Here is a 24,400-nt window from a genome sequence, read left to right on the forward strand (position 1 = left end):
CAGTTAAATATAGATGAATCGTCCACTTATTTTTTGGCATGTCGTCTAGGCTTGAGAATGGAACTTAATATTGCAAGGAATAACAACAACACGATGAGGCTTACAAAAACAATCATTCCGGATAAGAAAATCAGTCCCCAGTCCGGTGTATACGTTGATAACGATGGGATGAAACCGGGCTCCATGAGAACGGGTGAAGAGGAATGCCCCATCATGGGTGTCCATAACAGCAGGACCAGCACAGGTGCGATTAGCGCATGGATTGCTCTGGCAAATAGAAATGGACCGTATCTCATGGGTGTGTTGCTAAGAACACTCATAATCTGTGCATGGACGGATAATCCGCCCCAGGAGAGAACAAAGGCTGCTGCTGCCACTTTATAGACGAGTGGGATGGATGCCCCGGCACTCCCAGCCTCTTTGTTCCCCAGCGTTACTTCAAACAGCCCACCGACCAAGCTAGGAGATAAGGATGGAGGCAGTCCGCTATGTCGTAACAATTCCTCGGTTATGCCGAATAATCCGCCAAGCCAACCGGTCTGGACAAGTAGCTCCATCATGACCGAGAAGAATACAACCAGCCCTCCTACGATAATAATAAGGCGAAGGGATGAGGAGACTGCCTGGCGCAGCAGTTCACCGAATGTCCGTCCGTCAGCTTTTCTTGCTTCATGCATCGCATAGATGGCCCGGACCAGTCTGTTTCTAGGTATCCCCTCCGATCGAGATCCAGAAGAACTGTCTGGGTGTGAGCCTTTTGCTGTACCCCCGTGAAAACGCATGAGCATACCCACCAGAAAAGCTGCAGCGTAATGGCTCGCAACCAATACTGGAGCAATGGCGACATTATGGAAGAATCCAACCGATACCGCTCCAATCATGAAGATCGGATCGGATGATGTAGTGAAGGCAACGAGCCGTTCTCCTTCTTCCCGGGTAACCAGCTTTTGTTCCCATAACTGAGCGGTCAGTTTCGCCCCTGTAGGATAACCGGATGCACAGCTCACGGCAAATACAAAACCACCGCTTCCGGGAACACGAAACAATGGACGCATCAGTGGATTCAGCAAGGTACCTAGAAAATGAACAATGCCAAAGCCGAGCAACAGCTCGGACAGCACCAAAAAAGGAAAAAGGGAGGGAAACAATACGTCCCACCAGATGGACAGTCCACGTACACCTGCATGCCAGGTTTCCGCTGGATACAAGACCATTAACACACAAAGGATCAGGAGAGCGATTGTGACCAGGACATGGGTGAGTCGTTGTGAAGCAGCCATGAATTCTTCTCCTTTATATTTGGAATGGTCGGTGTGCGGAAGTCTGTGATGTTATTGCCATCAATATATGAAAAAAAGTGGACAAACAGTACAAAATTATACGTAGAAAGCGCTTGCAAAAGTGGCTGTGTTTTTGAGTGATGTGTGCTAAAATGAGAAAAACGCCTGAACGTCACCTAATTGTCTCCAAGGTGGAATTCAATTCGGATGGAGTGATGATCATGAGTCTTGTCACCGGAATCCTGGTCTGTGCTTTTGTATATGTGATACGTGCCTCGCTGGTACGCTCTGAGGAAGAGGACTGGCGGAGTTATTAATGAAATATCTAGTGCGCCAACCCAAGCGGTTGGCGCTTTTTTTGTGTTATGTTTCGAATAAGGTCCTATACACAGATGGCAGGTTACATGTCCTGATGATTTCATGTTATATAGGACTTTTTGGTTTTTTTTGATAGAATGGAGATAAAGGCTTTTGTGGCCTGGATATTGTTACTGTTTTCACAATGTTCACGGAACGTGTAATATATGGCAAAATTCGACATCAGAAAGGGGAATCAGACGAATGAATCCCAGTTTGAGTATTTATGACAATCTTGGCGGTGAGAAAGGTGTTCGCGCGCTGGTCGAGGCTTTCTATCCGATCGTTCAGCAGAATGAGCAGCTGGCTCCGCTTTTCCCGGAAGATATTCAGCCGGTCATCGACAAGCAGTATATGTTTTTGTCTCAGTTTTTTGGAGGACCAGGGCTGTTTTCCGAGGCGTTTGGACATCCAATGATGCGTGCCCGTCATATGCATTTTGAAGTGACGGTTGAACGGGCTGAGGCGTGGCTGGCATGTATGGATCAAGCCTTAACACAGATTGGTGTGGAGGAGCCCTTGCATGCGTTTATCCTGCAGCGTTTATCCGGGCCTGCACATCATTTTGTAAATACACCGTAGATCCGAATATGATTACAAGCGTACGGGAGAGGGATGGAAGAGATTGGAATTAGAGCCGCTGTATAAGGTGAAAGTGACCTGCCATTATTGCGAAACCGAGTATGAAACCTCACGGGTAAGACCGAGTTTGAAAAGGCCCTACCGGACGGATTCGGATTTTTGTGCTTACTACAAGCTGGAGAATCCAGATTTTTATGTGGTTCGCATCTGTCCGCAGTGCGGGTTTGCCACGACGGAGAACGCAACGGAGCATTTAAATGATGCTCAGCGCAAGGCATTTAAGGAACAGATCGGTAACCGCTGGGTTAAACGTGATTATAGCGGAGCACGAACACTGGAACAGGCGCTGGCTACGTACAAGCTTGCCTTGCTGTGCGCACAGGTTATCCGGGAGAAAGATCGTGTCGTCGCTGGTCTGTTGCATCATATAGCTTGGTTGTATCGTTATATGGAGGACCATGCACAGGAACATCGTTTTCTTGAATTTAGCCTGGAAGCCTATGTGAAGGTGTTCGAACGTGAAGGAACGGGTGGCAATGAAGCCAAACTGTTGTATTTGCTCGGGGAATTGAACCGCAGGGTAGGCCGGTTTAATGAAGCAGTGCAATGGTTCAGCAAGGTCATTCATGACAAGCGGATCACAGATGCGGCCATGATTCGTGCTTCAAGGGAACAGTGGGCCGTGCTGCGTGAGCAGATGATTTCAAGTAAGTTGGAACTCCCTGAAGAGATGCTGGAAACAGACAAAGAGGCTGCAAAGCGCAGCCCCCTCTAGGTTGATCTTACATTAGTTACGGACAGGACGGCTGGATAACAAATAGTCACTGTCGTTGTCGATCACGGTCATGCTTGTATTACAGCAGGGAAAGACCAGTAATTTCTTTTTGCCTTCGCGAATGAGCACAAGCTCTTTGGGTTTGAGGGGGAGCAGCACGTTGCTTGCGTGACAGTAGGGACATTGCTGTACATAGATGTCTCCCATCACAATATCGTAAGGCCAGCTGTTCTCAAACGGAATCATTCTTGTTCGCCTTCTGGTGCGGAAGGTTTGGAGGTTTCTTGTTTGGCGAGTTCCGCAATCTTCTGCATCAGGATATGTTGGGGCATGTGCATCAGGTGCTCCAAAGGTACGCCCAGGGATTCTGCTAATTTGACGGCTGTATCAGCCGATACTTGTAAAGGTTTCATACGTTTACCTCCTGAAGGTTGCTATAAGTATTTCTCTAGTATAGAGATATGGCTGACAGAAAACCAGTTTTTAATTCAATCCTAACCATCCAATTTATAGAGAGAGGTGCCTTATTAAATGAAAACGCCATTACACCCCGTATGGGACCTGGAGTCCATTTTTAGTGGAGGTTCTTCCTCCGAGACATTTGCTGCGTATCTGATTGAACTGGAAGAGGATGTGCGTAAACTGCAACATCTGCTGAACGAAACAGCTGCACCGACTTCATTAGAAGAGACGGCTGCATTTGATCCGATTTTGGAACTGCTGCAAAGCTGTTATATCCGCATATCGGAAGGATCTGCGTTTGTATCCTGCCTCTCATCGCAAAACCAGAAGGACAAAAAGGCAACGCAGCTTCAGGGCGCCATCAGTTCTATTGCAGCGATGCTGAACGGCAGCAAATCGAAGTTTGATAATACACTCAGTCAGACATCGGATTCGGTGTGGGACGCTTGGATTGCTCGGGAAAATATTCAGCCGCTGGCATTTGTACTGAACGAGAGTCGCACGCTGGCTCGTGAGAAGCTGTCGCCTGAACTGGAAGGTCTTGCTCTGGATCTGGGTGTGGATGGTTACCATGGTTGGGGCAAATTCTATAACACGATTGTCAGCAAGGTGAACATTCCATTTGAGCAAGATGGGGAAACGGTGATGCTCTCCGCAGGACAGGCTGCCAACAAGCTGAGCGATAGTGATCGGAATGTACGCGAGACGGTATTCGCAAACTGGGAGCAGGCTTGGACCGATGTTGAAGATTTCTGCGCTGACACGCTGAATCACCTCGCGGGATTCCGTCTGAAGTTATATGAGAAACGTGGCTGGGATGATATCCTCAAAGAACCTCTGGCCATCAACCGGATGTCACGTCAGACACTGGATACGATGTGGGATGTGATTAACAGTGCCAAACCTGCGCTTGTTCAATATCTGGAGCGCAAGGCAGAACTGCTGGGGGTAGACAAGCTCAGCTGGAGCGACGTAGATGCACCTGTAGGTAAATCGAGTGGCAAAATCACTTACGATGAGGCAGCCATCAATATTGTTGAACAGTTTGCCAAGTTCAGTCCTAAACTTTCCTCGTTTGCAGAGATGGCTTTTGAGAAACGCTGGATCGAAGCAGAAGACCGTCCTGGCAAGCGTCCAGGCGGATTCTGTACGTCTTTGCCACTTAGCAAAGCAACCCGAATTTTCATGACCTTCTCCGGGACACCATCTAATGTGTCGACTCTTGCGCATGAACTTGGGCATGGATATCATCAACACATTATGGAAGAGTTGCCTGCATTGAATCAACGTTATGCGATGAATGTGGCTGAGACAGCGTCCACGTTTGCTGAACTGATTGTAGCAGATGCCCTGGTGCAGGCGGCAACAGATGAGCAAGAGAAGCTGGCTTTGCTGGAAGACAAGATACAGCGAAGTGTGGCTTTCTTTATGAACATCCATGCCCGGTTCCTGTTTGAGAATCGTTTCTATGAACAACGCAAAAAAGGTCTGGTCAACGCGGATGAATTATCCAAATTAATGGTGGAGGCGCAGCAGGAAGCGTTCTGCGGTATACTTGCATCAGATCATCCTCATTTCTGGGCATCCAAACTGCATTTCTATCTGACGGGTGTGCCATTCTATAATTTCCCATACACGTTCGGTTATATGTTCAGTGCGGGAATCTATGCGAGAGCACAGCAAGAAGGAACGGCATTTGGAGATAAATACGATGATTTGTTGCGGGATACAGGGCGTATGACGGTCGAAGAACTTGCTCAGAAACATTTGGGTACGGACCTGACACAACCGGAATTCTGGCAAAATGCTGCGGACTTGGTTATTGCCGATATTGAGCAGTTTCTGCAGATGACAGCAACCGAAAAATAGGTTGAATATATATGAAAAGGCTGCAATTCCGTGTTAACAGACACAGGATTGTAGCCTTTTTTTTGTACAAAATCCTCATTTTCGATTCTCGAAGATTTTGTCGTAATTAATTGAAAAAGCTCAGTTTAAGGGAGCGGAATGGCAATTAATTGTGCAAATCATAGTTAGAAATACCCAACTTTGCCGTTCTTTGTTGAATGAGCACATATGATGTCATATAATGAGTCGTAAGTCCTTGCTGTATAGGACTATAAGCATATAAGGAGAGTGTTAATATGAAAATTGATGAGCTTTCATTAGCGAGACAGTTGGATCTGGTATTCAAAGAACTTGATAATGAGTTATCAGGGTTAGATTCAGGGGTAGTTTTTGTGCAAATACGAAACAACGTAATTGGGAAGTTCGGTATTCGACATAATCCGATAGCTGGACGAGATGGGCAGATGGATGTGGAGGAAGGGGGGCTAAACGTAACCCAGAGAACTTCTTTCCGGGCGATGGCGCTGGAGACGTTGAAATTCAAACGCAATTGGACGCATGGCGAAATATCGTACGACTTCACAGTAAGACAAGGTATGATTTTGGTAGATGCAACGATGGAGTCTAATTACAATATGGCCAGCCTGATGATTCGTTACCCTAGAACCAATACATACAAGGATTCAGATATGGAGTCGACCTCCTAATTAGTTGCACAAGAGAAAGCGGCACTTCCGAAGAAGGCCGCTTTTACTTTTGGATTCTGCTTAGGCTCAAGCAATAATTACGAGCTTACGAACGACCCGATAATTGCTGCTCAGCGATTTGCACCAGACGTTTAGTGATGTATCCACCCAGAGAACCTGTCTCACGGGAAGTATAGTTACCGTAGTAACCATCTTGTGGAATAGTTACACCCAGCTCTTGAGCAGCTTCAATTTTCAATTGTTGCAATGCTGCTGTTGCTTGGGGAACGACCAGGTTGTTGGAGCGGCTACCGCTACCTTGGTTTTGACTTCCGTACATATGTGTCACCTCCTTATGGGTTGGTGATGTTAGTATGGTTAGAGAATACGGAAATATACATGATATGGCGTAAGGGAAAATATGGATAACTATCAGTGCACAGGACACATAAAAAAGCCGACCCAATGCGGGTCGGCAAGTTGTATTTGGATATCAAAATATAGGGTGATATGCGTAAAAGCAAAGTAGAGCATGATCAGCTCGCTTAGTCTGTAGGAGGTATAACCTCAATACGTGTAAATAACTCAACAGGCTGTTCCGGTTCCAAGCGAATCAACCCGGTTTGTTCATCCGATAAAGCCAAATTAGGTGCATCCGGGAGCCAAGTGTACGGTTCAATGCACAAGAACTGATCGGATTCACCTTTGGTGAAGAGAACCCAATGTTTGAAAAATGCTTCATCTGCTGAATATTTCAATGTATATCCATCTTGCCTGCGTAAGTAAGCCGTAGCCGGTTCACCTTCGGTAGCTTTCAACAGGGTATCCCAGTTACGTCCCTGCAAATTGATGCCTTCGTTCAGAGCAGACCATTCACCCAGGGATTCCAGTTCACCTGTCGGTAGTTGTTCTTCATTCTGTCCGTATATTCCGGAAACAGGAAGTTGCAGTGTCCAGTCGGCAGGTTTGCCGTCTAACAAAAACCATGTATGATATCCCATCCCAAAAGGAGCAGGTGTTGAGCTCAGATTGGTGACTCGCAGACGCTGGCTAAATACAGCGTTTTGCAGACTGAACGTCATCTCAAGTTTTAGGGGAATCGGGAATTGGGCCATCCAATGCTCTTCATTTTTGGTCAGTAATTCAGTCGTAATTGCACAGCCGTCTTCATCTTCCTCAATGTCACTGACACACCAGGATTGGGTACGGTGGAGACCGTGAATATGGTTGTCATTCGCCGTGTTCTGATCGAACTGGTAACGAACGCCTTCATATTCGAATTGTCCACGATGAATGCGCCCTGGTGGAATCAGGAGAGGAACGCCAAAATGGTACGGCTTCTGCAGATAAAAGGCAAGATCGTCTTCATCCGGACGGCGGACGACATCTCTGTCCTGCACTAAATCGCGAATAGAAATAATATTATTTCCAAGACGCGGCAGCAGGGTGATTTCCAATTCACGGCTATGTAGGATATACGTGTCGTAACCATTCCATTGGCCTTTGGTCACTTGTTTCATATCGATGCTCCTTTTCCCACTTGAAATCTGTCTGCAAGCAGTTGTGATGAAGCTACTGCTACAGGCGTGTCGTTGTGTACATGCCAGCTATTTCCTGCGCTATTTTGTGTGAAGTAGGCAACAGGATAAGCAATTCCATCATAACAGATTTTGATGTCTCGGGTAAAAAAGTTCAACTCATTTTGACATTCACGCCTGTGCGCATTAAGATGGAACTCTGAAAGCATTTATTAGAATTAAATGACATGAAATCGATGACAGGGATAAGTAGGCCAAGAGAATCCTCTCCAGAAAGCCGGTGGTTGATGTGAACCGGTGTGAGCTCTTTACCGAATGGACCCTTGAGTGTAGGTTTGAACAGGTTAAGCCAGAGATGGGCTTGCCCCACTAGAGTCTGCCGTATAATCCACGTTACGGAACAATGAAGGCATTTCTTCAGCTTGACTTGATTTCAGGGTCAGGAGCAATCGAAGAAAAGCGAATAAGGGTGGCACCACGGTCTCACGTCCCTTGCGGATGTGGGGCCTTTTTGCGTTCGCAGAGAATGGCAAGAGTTTTTTTTATATACAATTAGGGAGGCGTTATGTGTAATGAAAACAGTACTTTCAGGTATTCAGCCAAGCGGTAAGCTCACATTGGGCAACTATATTGGTGCAATCAAAAATTTTGTAAAACTCCAGCATGACTATCAATGTCATTTCATGGTGGTTGATCTTCACGCCATCACCGTGGCTCAGGAGCCAGCAGCATTGCGTGAACAGTCGGAAGCGGTAGCCGCACTGTTTATTGCAGCAGGTATTGATCCGTCGAAATCTAACGTATTTCTGCAATCCCATGTACCGCAGCACGCGGAATTGGGCTGGTTGATGACAACGCTGACCTCCATGGGTGAGCTTGAACGCATGACTCAGTTTAAGGATAAATCATCCGGTAAAGATTCCGTTGGTGCCGGACTGTTTGTGTATCCATCATTAATGGCGGCTGATATTTTGTTATACAATGCTGACCTTGTACCAGTAGGTGAGGACCAGAAGCAGCATCTGGAACTGACACGTGATCTGGCAGGACGTTTTAACCACCGTTATGGGGAGTACTTCACCATTCCAGATCCGTATATTCCGCAGGTGGGTGCACGGGTAATGTCACTTGATGATGCCTCTTCGAAAATGAGCAAAAGTAACCCTAACGCTGGCAGCTATATTGCCCTGCTGGATCTGCCGGATGTGATTCGCAAAAAAATCAGCCGTGCCACTACAGATTCGGGACGTGAAGTCGTATATGATCCGGCAAACAAACCGGAAGTCAGCAATCTGATGAGTATTTATGCTGAATGTGCAGGTATGACGCTTAAGGAAGTAGCTGAGCGTTATGAAGGCAAGATGTATGGTCCGTTCAAAAAGGAACTGGCTGAAGTGGTTGTATCTGTGATTGAACCGCTGCAACAACGATATAATGAGATTCGTGAGTCTGGCGAATTGGCGGATGTTCTGGATACGTCAGCCCGTCGTGCAGAAGAAGTTGCTGCTCAAACGTTGGATGCAGTGAAAGAACGTATGGGATTTGTTCCGAGACGTAAACAGTAGCCCTGAACAAGATCTTCATTTCATGCAATGAATAGTTAACATAAATAAAGAGGAGCCCTATTGAAGGACTCCTCTTTATTTGTGCGTTCATTATTGAACTATTAAATGACCTAATCAAGAAGTGGGCTCTGAAGCAGCCGAACGAACTTCCTGACGTTCTTTTTTGGCACGAATCACAAATCCCCAGCCAATGTTGGCAATGGACAGGACAAACAGTAGTGCAGCAAACCAACCGGAGTAGGAGATCATAATTGCTGAAACCGTTAACAAGATAATCGAAGAGAATGCGAACCATAAAGACAAGCCTTTACTCATTGGGAAAAACCTCCATCTACAAATTTAGTAAAACTCCGTATAACCTGTAGCCTACGAGCCATAATAATCTTGCAAGCTTGCAATTACATTACAGACACAGATTGAAGGGAGATTATAAATATGGCTCAAGGATCTCGTTCTAACAACTTGGTGGTACCTCAGGCAAATTCAGCACTGCAACAATTGAAAATCGAGGCTGCACAGGAACTGGGTGTAACTATCCCACAAGACGGTTACTATGGTAACTACACTTCCCGTGAAACAGGATCTTTGGGTGGATATATCACCAAACGTCTGGTACAAATCGCTGAGCAGTCTCTGGCTGGGTCTGGCAAATAATTTATTTTAACCAACAGCAACAAAACAGGATAAACGGAAAGCCCGGAGCGGAAACGCTCCGGGCTTTCTCGCGTATCAGTTCCTATGTCTGATTGTGCCTTGCCATGCTCACTTCGTCAAGGGCGTGCAGATAAAAGTTTTTTATCCATTTTCTCATCGCTTAACCAGCCTACATACGTATCAATCGTCTCAAAATTCCGATCCATCACAATCACAGCGACAAATGGATATTGTTTCCGGTGTCGATAACGTACATCTGCCCAGCGGACCTTGTAACCAGCAGGCAGTTCTTCAACCTCTGCCACCGCATAGGAGGTGAAATAGAGGAAGGCACTGACTTCCGGCGATTTACGTGAAGCAGCAACGGCCGCGTGAGTAGAAGACGAGGCGTGCAGACTCCATACCAGATTAGAACCATCCATTTTACCGATCACATAACTGCCGTCCTCAACTCGTTTAACCACATGCCAGCGGTTCCAGGATATCGTTGGAATGACGATGTATCTTGCCTGCTCTGGGCTGTTGTCGAGACGTCTAACTTTTCTGACTGCTTGTGCACGAGCAATCGTTCGCCATATATAATATAAACCGGTCAAACTATACAACGTAACGAAGAGTGGTGCAGGGGCGATCAGATCAAAGGCCCATAACAGGATAGCTATGACATGTGTAGTGAATAGAAACGGATCAAAAATATGAATGATGTTCCAGGCGATCCAGCGTTCCGTAAAAGGCCGGGCGGCTTGGGTTCCATAGGTGTTGAACAGATCGGTGAATACGTGAAAGCCTACGGCCACAGCGGTCCAGGTGGCAACGTGTCCAATAGGGACACCAGGGAATATCAGTGCAATGACGCCGGTGATGAGCAAAACCCATAACAGGAGAAATGGCAGAGAGTGTGACAAGCCCCGATGATTCCGAATGTAAAGCGAGTTGCTTTTGAGACGTAACGCAGTATCAATGTCCGGGGCCTGGGAACCGGCGATCGTGCCAACCATTACCGCAGCTGCAAGCATGGGACTCGCCGCGACGACAGGATCGACATAAGCCAGACCGGCTAGACCAATCCCCATGACAAAATGTGTAGAGGTATCCATAAACGTCTCCTTTGTGTGGTATATCGTTCTAAGGCATATTACTTCTCTATCTAGGTGATACCCATATATAGTGTATAATATCCGTTTGTCAGGATGCAAAACATCCCTAATTTCAAAGTTATGACAATTTCCTGTGCCATACCCAATAAATGTACGTAGTTTGTCAAACTATTTTGGCATTTCCTATGATAAACTTTATATCGGATACAGTGAGAAAATCGCCAGAGAACGTACGATACTATTCGAATGATATACAATGCTAAAATAATTTATGGGCATTGTTCCTTTAAACCGTTACAATAATATAGAATCTCATAAAAAGTAGGTTTCTTTGAATACATATGTCACAGTAGATGGATAAAGCGAAACAAACGTGATTTTGGATTCACATATGTATGCGTATTCATAAGAGGAGATACAGAAGGGACGAGGAAGATGCTGAAAAAGTACAAATGGACATGGATGCTGCTCGGGCTCGCACTGATTATGGCTGTGTATCTGATGTGGGGCACCGTATTTGCCAGTAAGGAAAAATTACCCGAGATTCGTGAAATCCAATCCTTTTCTATGGAAAATGTAGATGGCAGTACAGTATCGCTGGAGGATACTCAAGGGAAAGTCCGCTTGTTCTACTTTTATTTCACCAGTTGTCCGGATGTCTGCCCTATTACGACCTTTACGTTATCCCAGGTGCAGGATCTGTTGAAAGAGGACGATACCTTTGGTAAAGATGTCTCATTTGTATCTATTTCATTCGACCCGAAAGTCGATACAAGAGAGAAGATTAAGACGTTTGCGGACCGCTTCCACGCGGATTATTCCGGATGGTACTTCTTGCGAGGGGATATGGACAAAACCAAACAGTTTGCCAGGGAATCATTCCAGATCCTGATCGATGGGGAGAGTAAGGATGATTTTGCCCATATGAATATGATTGGTCTGGTGGATGAGAACAACCAGCTACGCAAGGTATATAATGCATTTAATACAGAGGACGTTGTGCCTGCTGTCATTGCCGAGGATATTCGCAATCTGATTAAGGAATAATCATCTGACCATCATACTGTAAAGGCTGCCTCTGGTTGGATATCAATCCAAAGGCAGCCTTTTGGTATTTCATTTTAATAGGAAGGATGTTCAGGGTATTGGATGTATGTCTCTAACCCGGCCTTCTCCAGCTGGGCAATGATATACTCATCAGGTGTTCCTTCCACACCCGCATATCCTCGTCGTGTATACATCTGTACTGCATCCGGGAAAGCATCCCGAAGTACACCTCTAATTTTTTTGCCGGAACTGTCATTATCCATAAATAAAAAGACTTCATCATAACCGACCTGCTTGCGCAGAGTCTCCAGCTTGAGGGAATTAAGTGTTCCAAACGTACATAGAATGTTGATTTCGGGTCCAACCAGACGTTTCAGTTTGCTTCGGTCATTCTTACCTTCCACAATGACATGAATAGGCATGATATTCACCTCTTGTTCGAGAGCTTATGTCGACATTCCCCGGGAAATGTTGCAGCGAAAATCGACTGATTATATAAAATGGACTCCTTTCTTTACACTGTTCACCACGCGGACAGGAGCACCTCTGATTTCTAAATTCTTTTTCACATACATTAGGAATTAATTCTGATCAGTAGTGACCGTTACGGTTACGGATCGTTCCTTCGATCGCTGTTGTCTCCAAATTTCTGATTGATTTTATTTTTTATAGGTTGAAATATGGAGACAAAGGCGAACGCTAACGCTTCTTCAAAATCGATTCCGTACCCTTCACTACTTCCAATGATCATACATACCCAATGATGGTATTCAAAAAAAGATGAAATCTTAAAGACGGTGCTGATGATCCCTAGGCCGCTCCGTTCGTGTGTAAAACGTCAGTCCATTTTATATAGTTTAGCTGTAAATGGGGGAATGATGCAAAGCTAATGAAAATACAGACCTAATTACTGTCATAACGGTAGGGAAGAAAAAGCTTGATACAGGCCTAATTCAATATACTTTTCGGATCGGACAGGGAAGCTTCGCGTCTGGATGTATAGTATGGAAGCAGCAACATACCAATCATTAACAAAAGAAACGCGATGAAATAGGGTGATAACCCGACACGAAGTTGCCCGGCTGTGATGGGGCCGATGAAAGAGCCGATGGAGGTGGCAATGGATTGCAACGAGAAAATGCGGCCCAACTTGCTTCCTCCGCTCAGACGGATAAATAGGGTTGCCATAGCTGGAAAGATGATGCCTTTGGACATCCCGAGTACAAATAATACAGTAGACAACGGAACTTGCGGAATGGCTGCCATCACAAAAAAACACAAGGACATTAACAGTACGCCCACAACCAGACGCAGCTTGGGGGAATACCGATTGAGAAATAACATGCTGAGGGTGAAGAGTGCCCCAATACTGATTATAGAGAACAGCAGTCCGGTAGACATGATGGACGATTGTCCTCCGCCCCGCAGGGGTAATTCGAAGAAGAGAATCCCTTGGGCACAGGCAATCACCAGAGGCAAGGCGAAGTATCGCCAGGACACCGGCAGGAATACGCTTGTGGCATCTGCTGGTGAAGCGTCAGGTTTAGCAGGTACCGTTACTTTCTCATGCTGTTTGACGATACCACGGGGCATGGTCATGAAAGCAATGACACCTGTGAGAATAAGCAGATAGCCCAAACCTGAGAATGTAGCAGAGAATCCCATGGAACCCACAATGATCGCACCGGCTGCTGGCGATACAACAGAAGCGAGGGTATGTACTACCCCGTGACCCGACATATACTTCCCCTGTTTCACCGGATCGCTGGATAACTGTGCAAGCAGGGCGAGACATGCAGGAGACAGGAAGGCCAGTACAAAACCGCTGATGGAACGCAGCGCCAGCAGTTGCCATGGTGTTTGGACATAGGCTTGCAGGAGCAGGATGAATCCTGCACCGAGCAGACTGAATACAATGTAGCGGCGACTGCCATGTTTATCGATTTGTGTTCCAGCAATCAGATTGCCAGGAAGATGTGTTAAGGAATAGATGCCCATCATCCAGCCAATGAAAGTAGGGGCGGCTCCCAGCGAGATGGCAAAAGGGGTCAAAATGGGATACTGGGCGTGCAAATCAAATACGGCAAGGAACAAAAACAGGTATAGCCAGATGGCCGTTTTCACATAAGCCCCTCCTTGTTAAGCGATGCATGTTCAAACTACAGGTCTTGAACGTGTTCCCCGTTCTCCCGGCAAGAACCTCATGGTACTACTTGTACGCCCGGCGGGACGAACTTAGACCGTTTATTTTTAAGGGAGAGGGCTTAGCTGACAGCAGCTTCGGAAATCATGTATAATATTCGGGAGTGTTACGAATGAATTCTAATACGGAAGGTGTAGTCATGAACATAGAAGTAATCAAAGAGTTTGTGATGCAGAACTGGCTGGTGATCGTGGTTGCATTGATCATATTGTTCTTTGTTCTAAATGTGGTCAAAACCGTATTGAAATGGGCGATTGCCATCATCATTATTGCGGCTCTACTGATATACAGCGGCATCTCCATTGATCAGATCAAACAGACAGTGACAGACGTACAATCCAGCACGATGGACACATTGAAGAAGGAAGCAACCAGCATGATGCTTAAGGAGGCTTCCAAAGCGAAATACGTCAAAGGACAGGATGGAGCGTTCACCATCACAAGTCCCAATGTGGAGATTAAGGGCAGAACTCAATCGGATAAAGTTGATGTGACCTTCCGCGGAATTTCACTTGGCGAATGGAAACTCGACAATGAAACTATACGTACGTTTGTCGAACAGGCACAGGAGAACAAAACAGCACCAGCATCGTAGTAAAGGGGGAATCGGTACGTGCTGCAGAATTGGCTGGACAGCCTGAAGGAATTGAATGGCATCACGATTATGCTGTTGCTGATTGTGGCTGCTTCATTATTGCAGGGTTGGTCCAGAGGGGCTTCGCGTTCAGCAGGCAGACTCTTTGGGTTCCTGATGGATGGCATTATGGCGGTCATTGGTATTCTGTTGTCGATCGGTTTAACGTTGTGGCTTGCGCCATATGTACAGCAGTGGCTGTCTGAGTATGCTTCAGCCATGCCTAACCGTGAGTTGAACCGGTGGGAACAGATGTATTATACGTTGGTTACGGCGATTGCAGATTTTCCGCTGATGCGGTTCGCTGTATTATTTGTACTTAGCTATGGACTCATCCGACTGATTCTCGGGTTTCTCTCTTCATTTATTTTTAGTAGCAGGCAGAGGTCAGCCGAGGAAAGTGCGCCTAAAGGTATGTTTAGTCGCTTGACGGGTGCATTCATTGGCACGATCATAGGCTCCGTCCGCGGAATGATTGTCATCGCAGTTTTGTTCATGATTGTCAGTCTTTACCCTGGAAGCATGTTCAGCCGATATGTGGAAGCATCCCCGATCTATATGCAAGGGGCCAAATCAGTCATCGAACCGTTGTCCGGCACGTTCATTAAGGACAAGCTACCCGTATTTACGCAGGCTGTGCAGAAGGAACTGGGCGGCATCCTGCAACGCAAATATGAAGTCATCGACCACAATATTCCGACGGATATTGAATCAGCAGCGAGTGAGATTGTCAAAGGCCAATCGACAGATGAAGCCAAAGCAAGAGCGCTTTACGACTGGGTAGGTTCACGTATTCAGTATGACTATGGTAAAGTGGATGACTATGAGCAAAAGGGCATATGGCATGAACAAAATCCACAGAATACATTTGATACACGCAAAGGCGTATGTATTGATTATGCCCGTCTTTATGCCGTGATGGCCCGTTCACAAGGACTTGAAGTCAAAGTTGTTACAGGACTTGGTTATAACGGCCAGGGAGGGTACGGTCCGCATGCGTGGAATGAGGTGTATTTGAGTGGTTCCGAGAGCTGGGTTCCGCTTGACCCGACATGGGCGATCAGTGGAGACTGGTTTAATCCTCCGAATTTTGCCGACACCCATCTAAAGGATCAATCAGCTTAGCAATACAACGGACATGGGTCCGGAATATGACGACGTTGCCAGGTTATCATGCCGTTAAGAATCAGTTTGAGCGGTATGCATCAAGTCATGAAAGAGGTAGGATGGATGAAAAAACATTCCAATGAGAAGGATGAACTTACAGACAAACGGCGCTTCAGTTACCGAATGAACGTATTTTTCTTCGCTTCCTTTGTTATTTTTAGCGTTATTATTGTACGCTTGGCCTTTTTACAATTTGTCGAAGGGCCTGAGCTTAGTCAGGAAGAAGCAAGTAACATTACCAAGGATGTACCACTTCCTCCTGTAAGAGGCACGATCTATGATTCCACAGGTGAGGTGAAGTTGGCTTACTCCAAGCCCATTCAGTCTCTCTACCTGACCCTTTATAAAAACTATGGGGATGTTGATGGGAAACCGAGTCCTAACATAGGGGAAGTGCAGGATATTGCAACCCGATTGCATGATGTGTTTGAACAATACAAGCTAAAGGATTCAGAGTCACTTACGGTGGAGAAAATTATTGAAGAGATGGACTTGAACTCCCGCAAAGCGAACGGTTTTATGCCACGTCTGATCAAGAGTGATCTGTCCGAGGAAGAAGTTGCTTATTTCCTACAGCACAAGGACGAGTTCAAAGGTATTCAGATCGTTGAGGAGAGTGTGCGATTCTATGACCCGGATACGGTAGCGGTTCAGACCATCGGTTATCTGAAGAAGTTCAGAAGTTCGAAGTCCTTGAACAAATACAAAGAGGTGGACGAGGCCAATAAAACGCAAACGGATCCGGGCCTGGTGTATACAGAGAACGAATTCGTTGGTTTTGATGGACTGGAACTGCAATATCAGGATGCTCTCCGCGGCAAAAGCGGATATACATCCGTTGATGTTGATTTGCGTAATTTGCCTGAAGGTGTAGCAGGTTCTACCCCGCCGCAGAAAGGGTACGACCTGATTTCCAGCATTAACAAGAATGTTCAGGTGAAAACAGAACAGGCCATTCTGGATCAGTTGAGTTGGCTTCATCGGAATCCGGTTTCCGGTAAATTGCATCCGAATGCAAAGACCGGATTTGCAGTTGCAATGGAAGTGGATACCGGGAAAATCGTATCTGCTGCGAGTATGCCGGATTATGATACCAACGTATGGAGAACTGGCGGTATAAGTTCTGAAGATTACGACAACATAAAATATATTTATCAAAATGGTACCATTCGTGGATTCCCGCCAGACGATTCAGGTAAACGGGCGGAATCTGTTGTATTGCTTGGTTCTACAATTAAACCGCTTAGTGTATTGATCGGTTTGAAAGAAGGTTTCTTCACTACAAATACCGTATATTCAGATAGAGGTTCAACGACCTTTGGTGGAGACAATCGCAGAGTGCAGAATTCATCAGGGCATGTGTATGGTGCAATGTATCCTCGTGATGCGATTCGTCATTCCTCGAACGTGTTCATGATTGACGAAATTGGTAAAAAGCTTTACTCCAAGTATGGTGCAAAGGGTGTCGACGTGTGGGACGAATACATGGAGAAATTTGGGTTAGGTATCTCCACAGGTGTTGACCTGCCTAATGAATATCTTGGGCGCAAAGAATATGGTAAGGAGAGCATCGAGAGTTCTTTGACCAAGCTGGTGTATGCCTCCTTTGGTCAACAAGGAAAATATACAACGATGCAGCTTGCTCAGTACACGACAATGCTGGCGAACAAAGGAAAGCGGATGGAGCCACAACTGGTTAGAGAGTTCCGGGATTCTGAAGGCAACGTGGTCGAGAAGGTAAAACCGAAGGTACTCAGCACGGTAGAGTTTAACGATGCCTACTGGAATGAAGTGCAACGAGGCATGGCCACCGAAGTTTCGGCATTTAGCGGATTCCCTTATGACTTTGCCAGAAAAACAGGAACATCGACACAGGTAGTAGGTGGCAAACCCGTTGATAATGGGGTGTTCATTGCCTATGCACCACGTAATAATCCAAAGCTTGCTGTCGCTGTGGTTATCCCCGAAGGGGGCTTTGGTTCCAGTAGTGCGGCTCCGGTTGCACGTGCGATCTTCGATGCCTATGACGAGGAGTTCGGTCTCGACGGTGTACCGAAAAAGGACAAAAATAAAGATTCAGATTCGGAATCAGGCACACAGTAATGTGAGGCATTGGTTACAGAGGGGACCCTTCGTGGGTCCTTTTTTTTGTTTTTACGTGGAGAATGGATTGTAAGAGTGAACTAATTCGTTGCATTAATATGTAACCATATGAGCTGTACCACGTTTATATAAGGGAAGGGTAAACGCGATCTGGAGAACGGGATAACGTTGATATGTCAGTGTTTACATTGAAATCGGTAGATAGGGTAGTGTAAAAGTTCTGTTTACGAAAATGTAACCAAATATTGAAAGACGTGACAGCTAACCTTTGGTAGACTTGTATGAGAAAGGATTAAATATCGGATTGAACGCGTTCACAAGACGGATTAAATATTTTATTTTTATAGAGGAACGGGAGAGGCTTAAAACATGTTTAACCGATTGAGGAAGAAACCCATGACTGAGGAAGATACACCCGTCAACAAGCCTTCCACCGCAAGGCTGAATCTGTTTTTTTTCGCGGCATTTGTCATATTCAGTATCCTTATTTTCAGATTAGCCTTTGTGCAGTTTGTGGAGGGTCCTGAACTGACGTATATGGAAACGAGTCGTAATACCAAAGACATTCCACTCGCACCTGTTCGTGGTCCCATCTATGATGCGACAGGGGAAGTCGCGCTCGCTTATTCCGAACCTGTACAGTCCCTGTATGTGCTGTTATATGAGGATTATCGGAATGATGAACGTAGACAGGAAGCAGAGGAACTGGCTCATGATCTGGCGGCTGTGTTTAAGCAGTTTAATCCAGGGGACAAAGAGCAGCCGGACGGGGAAGAGATCATCAAACGATTGGATCTGGATTACCAGAAAACGTTTGGGTATGTGCCGAGGCTTGTGAAGTCGGATCTATCGACCAAAGAAATTGCCTTTTTCATGGAGAAAAAAGCGGAATATCCAGGCGTTATGGTGCTGGAAGAAAACATAAGAAAATATGACCCGGATGGCGTAGCGGTTCAGGTTGTGGGTTACACAAGAGAGTTCAAACGGGCACCAGATTCCATTGCCAAATATAAGGCAATCCGCGAGGGGGCAAGTACCCAGCGTGATCCTGGTCTTGTGTACCATGAAGAAGAGAAGGTTGGCTTCGATGGGCTGGAGCTTCAATACCAGGAAGAACTCCGTGGACGAAGCGGATATCAGTCCATTGATATTGACGCACGTAATCTGCCAGATGGGACGATGTTACAAACACCACCGGAGAAAGGCTACAGTCTGGTCTCCACCATTAACAAGGAAATTCAGATGGCTGCACAAGAGGCGATAACGGACGAATTGCGCAGACTTCCCAAGGCAATTACCGGATACGCAGTAGCCATGGAAGTGGATACGGGGAATGTGGTAGCTATGGCAAGTATGCCAGATTATGATCCGAACGATTGGGATTATGACAAAATCAAATATGTATTCCGGAACGGAACCACTGAGTCGTTCCCACCGAATGATGCCAAGCCTAGTCGGGCGGAATCCGTTGTACTCCTTGGATCAGTAATCAAGCCGCTAAGTGTGCTTATTGGATTAAAAGAGGGATTATTTACAGCAGGAGAGACCTATCATGATCAGGGATATGCGGTTTTGGGGAAAGACGGACGACAAGTGAAGAACTCGCATTCTGCTTATAATGGTTCTATTACGGCGAGAAGAGCGATTGAGAAATCCTCCAATGCCTTCATGATTGATATGGTGGGTAAACGTTTGTTACGTAATTATGGCTCAGAGAAAGGCATCGATGTCTGGCACAAACACATGCAGGAATTCGGATTGGGTGTGTCCACTGGTGTAGATCTGCCTAATGAATTTTTGGGTAGGCTAGAATATAATAATGATGACGAATCAGCTCTAACACGTTTGGCATTTGCCTCCTTTGGACAGCAAGCCAAGTACACTACAATGCAACTCGCACAATACACGACGATGCTTGCCAATAAGGGCAAACGGATGGAACCACATCTGGTGAAGGAAATCCGTGACGCGGACGGCAATGTGGTGAAAGAGATCAAACCTAAGGTGCTTAATGAAGTTGATTTTGCCGAGGCGCACTGGAATGAAGTGCACAAAGGTATGGTTACCAAAGTAAGTTCATTTGACGGTTTCCCATACGATTATGCACGGAAAACAGGAACATCAGAGCAGGGGACCGGACCGAACAAAAAAGAGAATGGTGTATTTATTGCCTTTGCACCACGAGATAATCCGAAGCTTGCTGTAGCTGTTGTTGTACCGGAAGGTGGGTTCGGGTCAGTCAGTGCTTCACCGATTGCACGGAAAATCTTCGATGCATATGATGAAGTGTATGGTCTGGATGGAACGCCGAAAGGTAAGAAAGACGAAGGAAAAGACAACGAGTAATGTAAAAGAACGTCGCGGAAGTTAGCTCTTTTAATCTCATATCTAACAGGTTAATGAAGTGAATTAAATATATTTGGACAGGCAGGGGAAATAATCCCTTGCCTTTTTTTTTGGCTTCGGATAAAATTTGCACAAGGGAAACATTATTAGTCTTGATTAAAAAATAATACCTTGTACAACAAAATTAGATGTAGACAAGTATTTTAGGAGAGGGAAAGGGGACGATTGAATTGTTAATGGTGAAAATGAGGAGTATTCAGAGGGGATTCATTACGCTAGCGGCTCTGGTTCTGGTTATTGTACTTACGGCATGTTCCAGTGATGTAGAGACGAGCAGTGGTGGCAAGCTTCAAGTAACCGCTACAACGGGAATGATCGCTGACGTAGCACGTGAGGTAGGCGGGGCATATGTTGATGTTACCGGGCTAATGGGCCCGGGAGTTGATCCCCACTTGTACAAGGCATCCCAAGGTGATATTCGCAAGCTGGAACAAGCAAAAGTCATTTTCTATAATGGACTGCACCTTGAAGGCAAAATGACAGACATTTTGGAGAAAATGTCCTCAAGTAAGCTGGTTACTGCTGTTACAGAGACTATTCCAGTTGAGGAGTTACACTCAGGCAAAGATACAGGCGGCACCGAATATGATCCACACGTCTGGTTTAACGTCAGCCACTGGATGCATGCGGCAGAAGCCGTACGCGATACGCTCGTGGAGGCGGACCCGGACCATGCTGAAGAGTACAAGGCTCAGGCAGAGGCGTATCTGGCGAAGCTCGAAGTACTGGATGCCGAGGTGCGTGAGAAGATTCTGGAGATTCCGGAAGCAAGCCGGGTATTGGTTACGGCGCATGATGCATTTGGATATTTCGGTCAGGCTTATGGCATGAAAGTGATGGGGCTTCAGGGCATCAGTACAGCAGCCGAATACGGTGCAAAAGATGTTAGCGAACTGCGGGATTATCTCGTAGATAACCATATCAAAGCAGTATTTGTTGAATCGAGTGTGCCTGCAAAAGCGATGGAAGCCATCATTGCCGGAGCAGCTCAAAAAGGACATACGGTCAACATTGGTGGAGAACTGTTCTCGGATGCCATGGGGGCTGAGGGGACGGAAGAAGGCACATACATCGGTATGATTCGCCACAATGTTGAGACGATTGTAGAAGCACTGAAATAATGAATCACAAGAAGAGAGGAGTTACAGGATTATGGAAGATACAACTTTATTGAAACAAACTCCTACGAAACTGAACAATAGTCACTTGCAGGGAACGCAGCCAACATCGGCTCCTCTTAGTGTGAGGGATCTGGCTGTTGCGTATCACAAAAAGCCGGTGCTTAGCAGCGTATCCTTCGACATCCCTGAAGGACAACTCATCGGAATACTCGGACCGAATGGTGCAGGGAAATCGACCCTGATCAAAGCCGTTCTGGGACTTGTACCGAAGATGCATGGAGAGGTACGGATCTTCGGACAATCGTACAGGGAACAACGTCGCCGCATCGGTTATGTGCCCCAACGGGAATCGGTGGACTGGGATTTTCCAACGCATGCACTCGATGTGGTGATGATGGGACGGTATGGTCATCTAGGATGGTTCCGTCGTCCGGGGAAAAAGGAGCGAGACCTGGCGGCACACTGCCTGGAGCAAGTCGGCATGGGTGATTACATGTACCGCCAGATCAGTCAGTTGTCCGGTGGACAGCAGCAACGTGTCTTTCTGGCGCGGGCACTCGTGCAAGACGCAGATCTGTATTTCATGGATGAGCCATTTGCAGGTGTGGATGCCACCACAGAGAAAGCGATCATTTCGCTTTTGGAACAGTTGAAGAAACAAGGCAAGACGGTACTGGTCGTTCACCATGATCTAGCGACAGTCGAGGAATACTTCGACCATGTGCTACTACTCAATGGACGACTGGTGGCAGGTGGACCGACAAGTGAAGTATTTGTACCGGATACACTGCAAGAGACGTACGGAGGCCGGATTGCGATGATCGGAAGCCGGACGGAGAAAGGCCAGGTGTAGTGCATGTGGAACTGGATCGTTGCCATCTTATCTGACCCCAATACACGTTGGATATTGCTTGGCTGTCTGTTGTTAGGATTCAGTAGCGGAATTATTGGCTCCTTCACCTTTCTTCGTAAACAGAGCTTGATGGGGGATACCCTTGCTCATGCTGCTCTGCCTGGGATCTGTATTGCATTTATGTTGACGGAAACGAAGTCGGTCGGATTATTCCTGTTCGGTGCTCTGGTGGCTGGCATTGTTGCTACCTTCGGAATCTCGTGGATTACGCGCTACTCCCGAATCAAGCAGGATGCGGCGATGGGAATTGTGCTGACCGTCTTTTTCGGGGTTGGTGTAGTGATGCTGACGCGCATCCAGCATGGGGCGAGCGGAAGTCAAAGTGGACTCGATAAATATTTGTTTGGGCAGGCGGCATCCATGGTCATGACGGATGTGTATGTCATGGGTGGCGTATGTCTCGTATTACTGATTGCCTGTCTTGCCTGGTTCAAGGAATTCAAACTGGTGAGTTTTGACCCGGGATTTGCACGTGGTATGGGACTGCCAGTTGCGATGTTGGAGCAGCTCATCCTGCTCTTGACGGTAATCGCAGTGGTGGCCGGGATTCAAGCCGTTGGTGTGGTGCTTGTTGCAGCCTTGCTGGTAACCCCAGCAGCAGCGGCACGTTGCTGGACCGACTCACTCGCACTGATGGTGGTATTGGCTGGCATATTTGGTGCATTGAGTGGTGCAACAGGGACTATCTTCAGTACGCTTGTACCTAATCTGCCGACAGGACCTGTAACCGTTCTTGCGGCTACGGTGTTGTTTGCCGGGTCAGCCTTACTGGCTCCGCGTCGTGGATTATTAGCTCGACGTTTGCGTAGTATTCAGGCAAAATCGGCGTATATGCGTGAAGAGCGGGCTACACTCCAGACTCTCGCCACACAACGAAATCAGCAGGAACGGGGGGAGATGTAATGGCAACGTTTTGGATTATCTTAACGGCCGTATTGGTTTCTTCCGCCTGCGCCATCCTCGGTTGTTTTCTGATTCTGCGGCGAATGGCTCTGGTCGGTGATGCGATCAGCCATGCGGTCCTCCCTGGTATTGCGATTGCTTTCCTGTGGAGTGGTTCCAGAGATTCGTTATGGATGCTACTTGGTGCAACGGTGTTTGGACTACTGACGGTGTTCTTCATACAGAGTTTGCAGGCGGGTGGACTCTCGTCTGATGCCTCGATCGGAATTGTGTTTACAGCACTCTTCGCAGTAGGTGTCATTCTGATTAGTCTGAACGCCCAGCATATTGATCTGGATCTGGATTGTGTCTTGTTTGGTGAGATCGCTTATGTACAGTGGGATACGCTAACCCTTGGGGGTACGGATGTCGGTCCGAGGGCAGTTTGGATGCTGGGTATCACTTTGCTAGTCATCCTCGTCGTCATTGGGCTGTTCTACAAACAGTTCAAGCTATGTGCCTTCGATCCGGCGCTGGCTGCGGCCTGCGGCATTCCAGTAGTGCTGTTCCACTATCTGCTCATGGGACTCGTTTCGATGACGTCCGTAGCTTCATTTGAAAGTGTTGGTTCGATTCTCGTTGTGGGCATGCTGATTGTACCTGCGGCGACGGCTTACCTGCTCACAGATCGTCTGGGCAAAATGATACTGTATGCCGTCCTGATCGGAGCAGCATCCTCGGTTGGAGGTTATATCATGGCATATGCCCTGGATGCTTCCATTGCGGGCTGCATGGTAGCTGTTGCTGGAATTTTGTTTGTTCTCGCACTGTTGCTGTCACCGAAACATGGCATTGTATTCCGTTACGCTCGTCGCAAATTCGCGGCAAGGTAATGAAAGTTTAAGTGAATTACACGAGGCCGTCTGCTTGCAGGCGGTTTTCGTATTATCAGGTTAGCCAGTAATTACTGGTTGGCCTTTTTTTGTGGTCGTTTTACGATGGGGGAAGCCGGGAGAACGTGGCGGTTTTAGGGGCTAGGACCTCGTAACAAAAACAGTTCTCCCACGACCTTCCAAAAGA

25 protein-coding genes and 1 other annotated feature are annotated in these 24,400 nt (G+C 46.7%); of the genes, 16 read left to right on the top strand and 9 right to left on the bottom strand.

Annotation, left to right across the window (positions count from 1 at the left end; all coding sequences use genetic code 11):
• Positions 1-26: 26 nt before the first annotated feature.
• Entirely contained in the window at positions 27-1,280 is a 1,254-nt protein-coding gene (gene ylbJ / locus AC1DE7_RS28830) for a sporulation integral membrane protein YlbJ (protein ID WP_477535697.1), read from the bottom strand.
• Positions 1,281-1,432: 152 nt separating this feature from the next.
• Here ylbJ and AC1DE7_RS28835 point away from each other — a divergent pair, with 152 nt between their 5' ends.
• The 3 genes from AC1DE7_RS28835 (at position 1,433) to AC1DE7_RS28845 (ending at position 2,994) form a co-directional block, all read left to right on the top strand.
• Positions 1,433-1,597, top strand: coding sequence for a hypothetical protein (locus AC1DE7_RS28835; RefSeq protein WP_155984997.1), 165 nt, complete (start codon positions 1,433-1,435; stop codon positions 1,595-1,597).
• A 244-nt stretch (positions 1,598-1,841) separates the two neighbouring features.
• Positions 1,842-2,219: a globin domain-containing protein gene (locus AC1DE7_RS28840; protein ID WP_076254602.1), complete on the top strand. Its 378-nt coding sequence runs from the start codon at positions 1,842-1,844 to the stop codon at positions 2,217-2,219.
• A 43-nt stretch (positions 2,220-2,262) separates the two neighbouring features.
• A complete protein-coding gene (locus AC1DE7_RS28845; protein WP_036605724.1) occupies positions 2,263-2,994 on the top strand; it encodes a DUF2225 domain-containing protein in 732 nt (243 codons plus the stop codon).
• Between the two features lie 12 nt (positions 2,995-3,006).
• On the opposite strand, the gene AC1DE7_RS28850 is transcribed toward AC1DE7_RS28845, so the two are convergent.
• Positions 3,007-3,240, bottom strand: a complete 234-nt coding sequence (locus AC1DE7_RS28850; RefSeq protein WP_017692378.1) for a hypothetical protein — start codon at positions 3,238-3,240, stop codon at positions 3,007-3,009.
• The gene (locus AC1DE7_RS28855; RefSeq protein ID WP_074096390.1) at positions 3,237-3,407 is read right to left on the bottom strand and encodes a YycC family protein; all 171 of its coding nucleotides are present in this window, start codon (positions 3,405-3,407) and stop codon (positions 3,237-3,239) included. Before AC1DE7_RS28855 ends, AC1DE7_RS28850 begins: the two co-directional genes overlap by 4 nt.
• A 118-nt stretch (positions 3,408-3,525) precedes the next feature.
• Between AC1DE7_RS28855 and AC1DE7_RS28860 the strand changes: the two genes are divergently transcribed.
• Positions 3,526-5,325 (top strand): M3 family oligoendopeptidase, encoded by a 1,800-nt coding sequence (locus AC1DE7_RS28860; protein WP_477535698.1) that lies wholly within the window; start codon positions 3,526-3,528, stop codon positions 5,323-5,325.
• 275 nt (positions 5,326-5,600) lie between these two features.
• Positions 5,601-6,011: an O-methyltransferase gene (locus AC1DE7_RS28865; RefSeq protein WP_282320259.1), complete on the top strand. Its 411-nt coding sequence runs from the start codon at positions 5,601-5,603 to the stop codon at positions 6,009-6,011.
• 85 nt (positions 6,012-6,096) lie between these two features.
• On the opposite strand, the gene AC1DE7_RS28870 is transcribed toward AC1DE7_RS28865, so the two are convergent.
• Entirely contained in the window at positions 6,097-6,330 is a 234-nt protein-coding gene (locus AC1DE7_RS28870) for an alpha/beta-type small acid-soluble spore protein (protein WP_047841310.1), read from the bottom strand.
• A 205-nt stretch (positions 6,331-6,535) separates the two neighbouring features.
• The gene (locus AC1DE7_RS28875; RefSeq protein ID WP_315371211.1) at positions 6,536-7,510 is read right to left on the bottom strand and encodes an aldose 1-epimerase; all 975 of its coding nucleotides are present in this window, start codon (positions 7,508-7,510) and stop codon (positions 6,536-6,538) included.
• 245 nt (positions 7,511-7,755) lie between these two features.
• Positions 7,756-8,024: a binding site (T-box leader), on the top strand.
• A 76-nt stretch (positions 8,025-8,100) separates the two neighbouring features.
• On the opposite strand from AC1DE7_RS28875, the gene trpS reads away from it, so the two are divergent.
• Positions 8,101-9,093, top strand: a complete 993-nt coding sequence (gene trpS / locus AC1DE7_RS28880) for a tryptophan--tRNA ligase (RefSeq protein WP_477535699.1) — start codon at positions 8,101-8,103, stop codon at positions 9,091-9,093.
• A 114-nt stretch (positions 9,094-9,207) separates the two neighbouring features.
• Here trpS and AC1DE7_RS28885 read toward each other — a convergent pair whose 3' ends face one another.
• Positions 9,208-9,408, bottom strand: a complete 201-nt coding sequence (locus AC1DE7_RS28885) for a hypothetical protein (protein WP_017692385.1) — start codon at positions 9,406-9,408, stop codon at positions 9,208-9,210.
• A 120-nt stretch (positions 9,409-9,528) separates the two neighbouring features.
• Between AC1DE7_RS28885 and AC1DE7_RS28890 the strand changes: the two genes are divergently transcribed.
• Entirely contained in the window at positions 9,529-9,747 is a 219-nt protein-coding gene (locus AC1DE7_RS28890) for an alpha/beta-type small acid-soluble spore protein (RefSeq protein WP_017692386.1), read from the top strand.
• A 116-nt stretch (positions 9,748-9,863) separates the two neighbouring features.
• On the opposite strand, the gene AC1DE7_RS28895 is transcribed toward AC1DE7_RS28890, so the two are convergent.
• On the bottom strand, positions 9,864-10,844 hold the full coding sequence (locus tag AC1DE7_RS28895) for a metal-dependent hydrolase (protein WP_036605731.1): 981 nt from the start codon (positions 10,842-10,844) through the stop codon (positions 9,864-9,866).
• 435 nt (positions 10,845-11,279) lie between these two features.
• Between AC1DE7_RS28895 and AC1DE7_RS28900 the strand changes: the two genes are divergently transcribed.
• A complete protein-coding gene (locus AC1DE7_RS28900; RefSeq protein ID WP_036605732.1) occupies positions 11,280-11,891 on the top strand; it encodes an SCO family protein in 612 nt (203 codons plus the stop codon).
• A 74-nt stretch (positions 11,892-11,965) separates the two neighbouring features.
• On the opposite strand, the gene AC1DE7_RS28905 is transcribed toward AC1DE7_RS28900, so the two are convergent.
• Entirely contained in the window at positions 11,966-12,313 is a 348-nt protein-coding gene (locus AC1DE7_RS28905; protein ID WP_036605733.1) for a toprim domain-containing protein, read from the bottom strand.
• A gap of 526 nt (positions 12,314-12,839) precedes the next feature.
• Positions 12,840-14,015, bottom strand: a complete 1,176-nt coding sequence (locus tag AC1DE7_RS28910; RefSeq protein WP_340984278.1) for an MFS transporter — start codon at positions 14,013-14,015, stop codon at positions 12,840-12,842.
• Positions 14,016-14,206: 191 nt separating this feature from the next.
• On the opposite strand from AC1DE7_RS28910, the gene AC1DE7_RS28915 reads away from it, so the two are divergent.
• The 8 genes from AC1DE7_RS28915 (at position 14,207) to AC1DE7_RS28950 (ending at position 24,213) form a co-directional block, all read left to right on the top strand.
• The gene (locus AC1DE7_RS28915) at positions 14,207-14,689 is read left to right on the top strand and encodes an ATPase (RefSeq protein ID WP_174806458.1); all 483 of its coding nucleotides are present in this window, start codon (positions 14,207-14,209) and stop codon (positions 14,687-14,689) included.
• An 18-nt stretch (positions 14,690-14,707) separates the two neighbouring features.
• Positions 14,708-15,853: a transglutaminase domain-containing protein gene (locus AC1DE7_RS28920; RefSeq protein ID WP_036605735.1), complete on the top strand. Its 1,146-nt coding sequence runs from the start codon at positions 14,708-14,710 to the stop codon at positions 15,851-15,853.
• A 105-nt stretch (positions 15,854-15,958) separates the two neighbouring features.
• Entirely contained in the window at positions 15,959-17,998 is a 2,040-nt protein-coding gene (locus tag AC1DE7_RS28925) for a peptidoglycan D,D-transpeptidase FtsI family protein (RefSeq protein ID WP_405144724.1), read from the top strand.
• 396 nt (positions 17,999-18,394) lie between these two features.
• A complete protein-coding gene (locus AC1DE7_RS28930; RefSeq protein WP_477535700.1) occupies positions 18,395-20,344 on the top strand; it encodes a peptidoglycan D,D-transpeptidase FtsI family protein in 1,950 nt (649 codons plus the stop codon).
• Between the two features lie 236 nt (positions 20,345-20,580).
• Positions 20,581-21,525 carry a metal ABC transporter solute-binding protein, Zn/Mn family gene (locus AC1DE7_RS28935; protein WP_477535702.1) on the top strand — a complete coding sequence of 315 codons (945 nt, stop codon included), beginning with the start codon at positions 20,581-20,583 and terminating at the stop codon, positions 21,523-21,525.
• Between the two features lie 31 nt (positions 21,526-21,556).
• Positions 21,557-22,378, top strand: a complete 822-nt coding sequence (locus AC1DE7_RS28940; RefSeq protein ID WP_235193917.1) for a metal ABC transporter ATP-binding protein — start codon at positions 21,557-21,559, stop codon at positions 22,376-22,378.
• A gap of 3 nt (positions 22,379-22,381) precedes the next feature.
• On the top strand, positions 22,382-23,341 hold the full coding sequence (locus AC1DE7_RS28945; RefSeq protein ID WP_017692397.1) for a metal ABC transporter permease: 960 nt from the start codon (positions 22,382-22,384) through the stop codon (positions 23,339-23,341).
• A complete protein-coding gene (locus AC1DE7_RS28950; protein WP_047841304.1) occupies positions 23,341-24,213 on the top strand; it encodes a metal ABC transporter permease in 873 nt (290 codons plus the stop codon). The genes AC1DE7_RS28945 and AC1DE7_RS28950 overlap by 1 nt, the downstream gene beginning before the upstream one ends.
• The last annotated feature ends 187 nt before the right edge of the window (positions 24,214-24,400 follow it).

Source organism: Paenibacillus sp. 10L310, assembly GCF_056395745.1.

Bases quoted from the DNA above. Each gene is read 5' to 3' on its own strand.
- AC1DE7_RS28890 (WP_017692386.1), top strand. From the start codon at position 9,529: ATGGCTCAAGGATCTCGTTCTAACAACTTGGTGGTACCTCAGGCAAAT.
- AC1DE7_RS28915 (WP_174806458.1), top strand. From the start codon at position 14,207: ATGAATTCTAATACGGAAGGTGTAGTCATGAACATAGAAGTAATCAAA.
- AC1DE7_RS28905 (WP_036605733.1), bottom strand. From the start codon at position 12,313: ATGCCTATTCATGTCATTGTGGAAGGTAAGAATGACCGAAGCAAACTG.
- AC1DE7_RS28935 (WP_477535702.1), top strand. From the start codon at position 20,581: ATGGTGAAAATGAGGAGTATTCAGAGGGGATTCATTACGCTAGCGGCT.
- ylbJ (WP_477535697.1), bottom strand. From the start codon at position 1,280: ATGGCTGCTTCACAACGACTCACCCATGTCCTGGTCACAATCGCTCTC.
- AC1DE7_RS28835 (WP_155984997.1), top strand. From the start codon at position 1,433: ATGAGAAAAACGCCTGAACGTCACCTAATTGTCTCCAAGGTGGAATTC.
- AC1DE7_RS28850 (WP_017692378.1), bottom strand. From the start codon at position 3,240: ATGATTCCGTTTGAGAACAGCTGGCCTTACGATATTGTGATGGGAGAC.
- AC1DE7_RS28840 (WP_076254602.1), top strand. From the start codon at position 1,842: ATGAATCCCAGTTTGAGTATTTATGACAATCTTGGCGGTGAGAAAGGT.
- AC1DE7_RS28875 (WP_315371211.1), bottom strand. From the start codon at position 7,510: ATGAAACAAGTGACCAAAGGCCAATGGAATGGTTACGACACGTATATC.
- AC1DE7_RS28945 (WP_017692397.1), top strand. From the start codon at position 22,382: ATGTGGAACTGGATCGTTGCCATCTTATCTGACCCCAATACACGTTGG.
- AC1DE7_RS28895 (WP_036605731.1), bottom strand. From the start codon at position 10,844: ATGGATACCTCTACACATTTTGTCATGGGGATTGGTCTAGCCGGTCTG.
- AC1DE7_RS28950 (WP_047841304.1), top strand. From the start codon at position 23,341: ATGGCAACGTTTTGGATTATCTTAACGGCCGTATTGGTTTCTTCCGCC.
- AC1DE7_RS28925 (WP_405144724.1), top strand. From the start codon at position 15,959: ATGAAAAAACATTCCAATGAGAAGGATGAACTTACAGACAAACGGCGC.
- AC1DE7_RS28855 (WP_074096390.1), bottom strand. From the start codon at position 3,407: ATGAAACCTTTACAAGTATCGGCTGATACAGCCGTCAAATTAGCAGAA.
- AC1DE7_RS28870 (WP_047841310.1), bottom strand. From the start codon at position 6,330: ATGTACGGAAGTCAAAACCAAGGTAGCGGTAGCCGCTCCAACAACCTG.
- AC1DE7_RS28940 (WP_235193917.1), top strand. From the start codon at position 21,557: ATGGAAGATACAACTTTATTGAAACAAACTCCTACGAAACTGAACAAT.
- AC1DE7_RS28900 (WP_036605732.1), top strand. From the start codon at position 11,280: ATGCTGAAAAAGTACAAATGGACATGGATGCTGCTCGGGCTCGCACTG.
- trpS (WP_477535699.1), top strand. From the start codon at position 8,101: ATGAAAACAGTACTTTCAGGTATTCAGCCAAGCGGTAAGCTCACATTG.
- AC1DE7_RS28860 (WP_477535698.1), top strand. From the start codon at position 3,526: ATGAAAACGCCATTACACCCCGTATGGGACCTGGAGTCCATTTTTAGT.
- AC1DE7_RS28865 (WP_282320259.1), top strand. From the start codon at position 5,601: ATGAAAATTGATGAGCTTTCATTAGCGAGACAGTTGGATCTGGTATTC.
- AC1DE7_RS28930 (WP_477535700.1), top strand. From the start codon at position 18,395: ATGACTGAGGAAGATACACCCGTCAACAAGCCTTCCACCGCAAGGCTG.
- AC1DE7_RS28885 (WP_017692385.1), bottom strand. From the start codon at position 9,408: ATGAGTAAAGGCTTGTCTTTATGGTTCGCATTCTCTTCGATTATCTTG.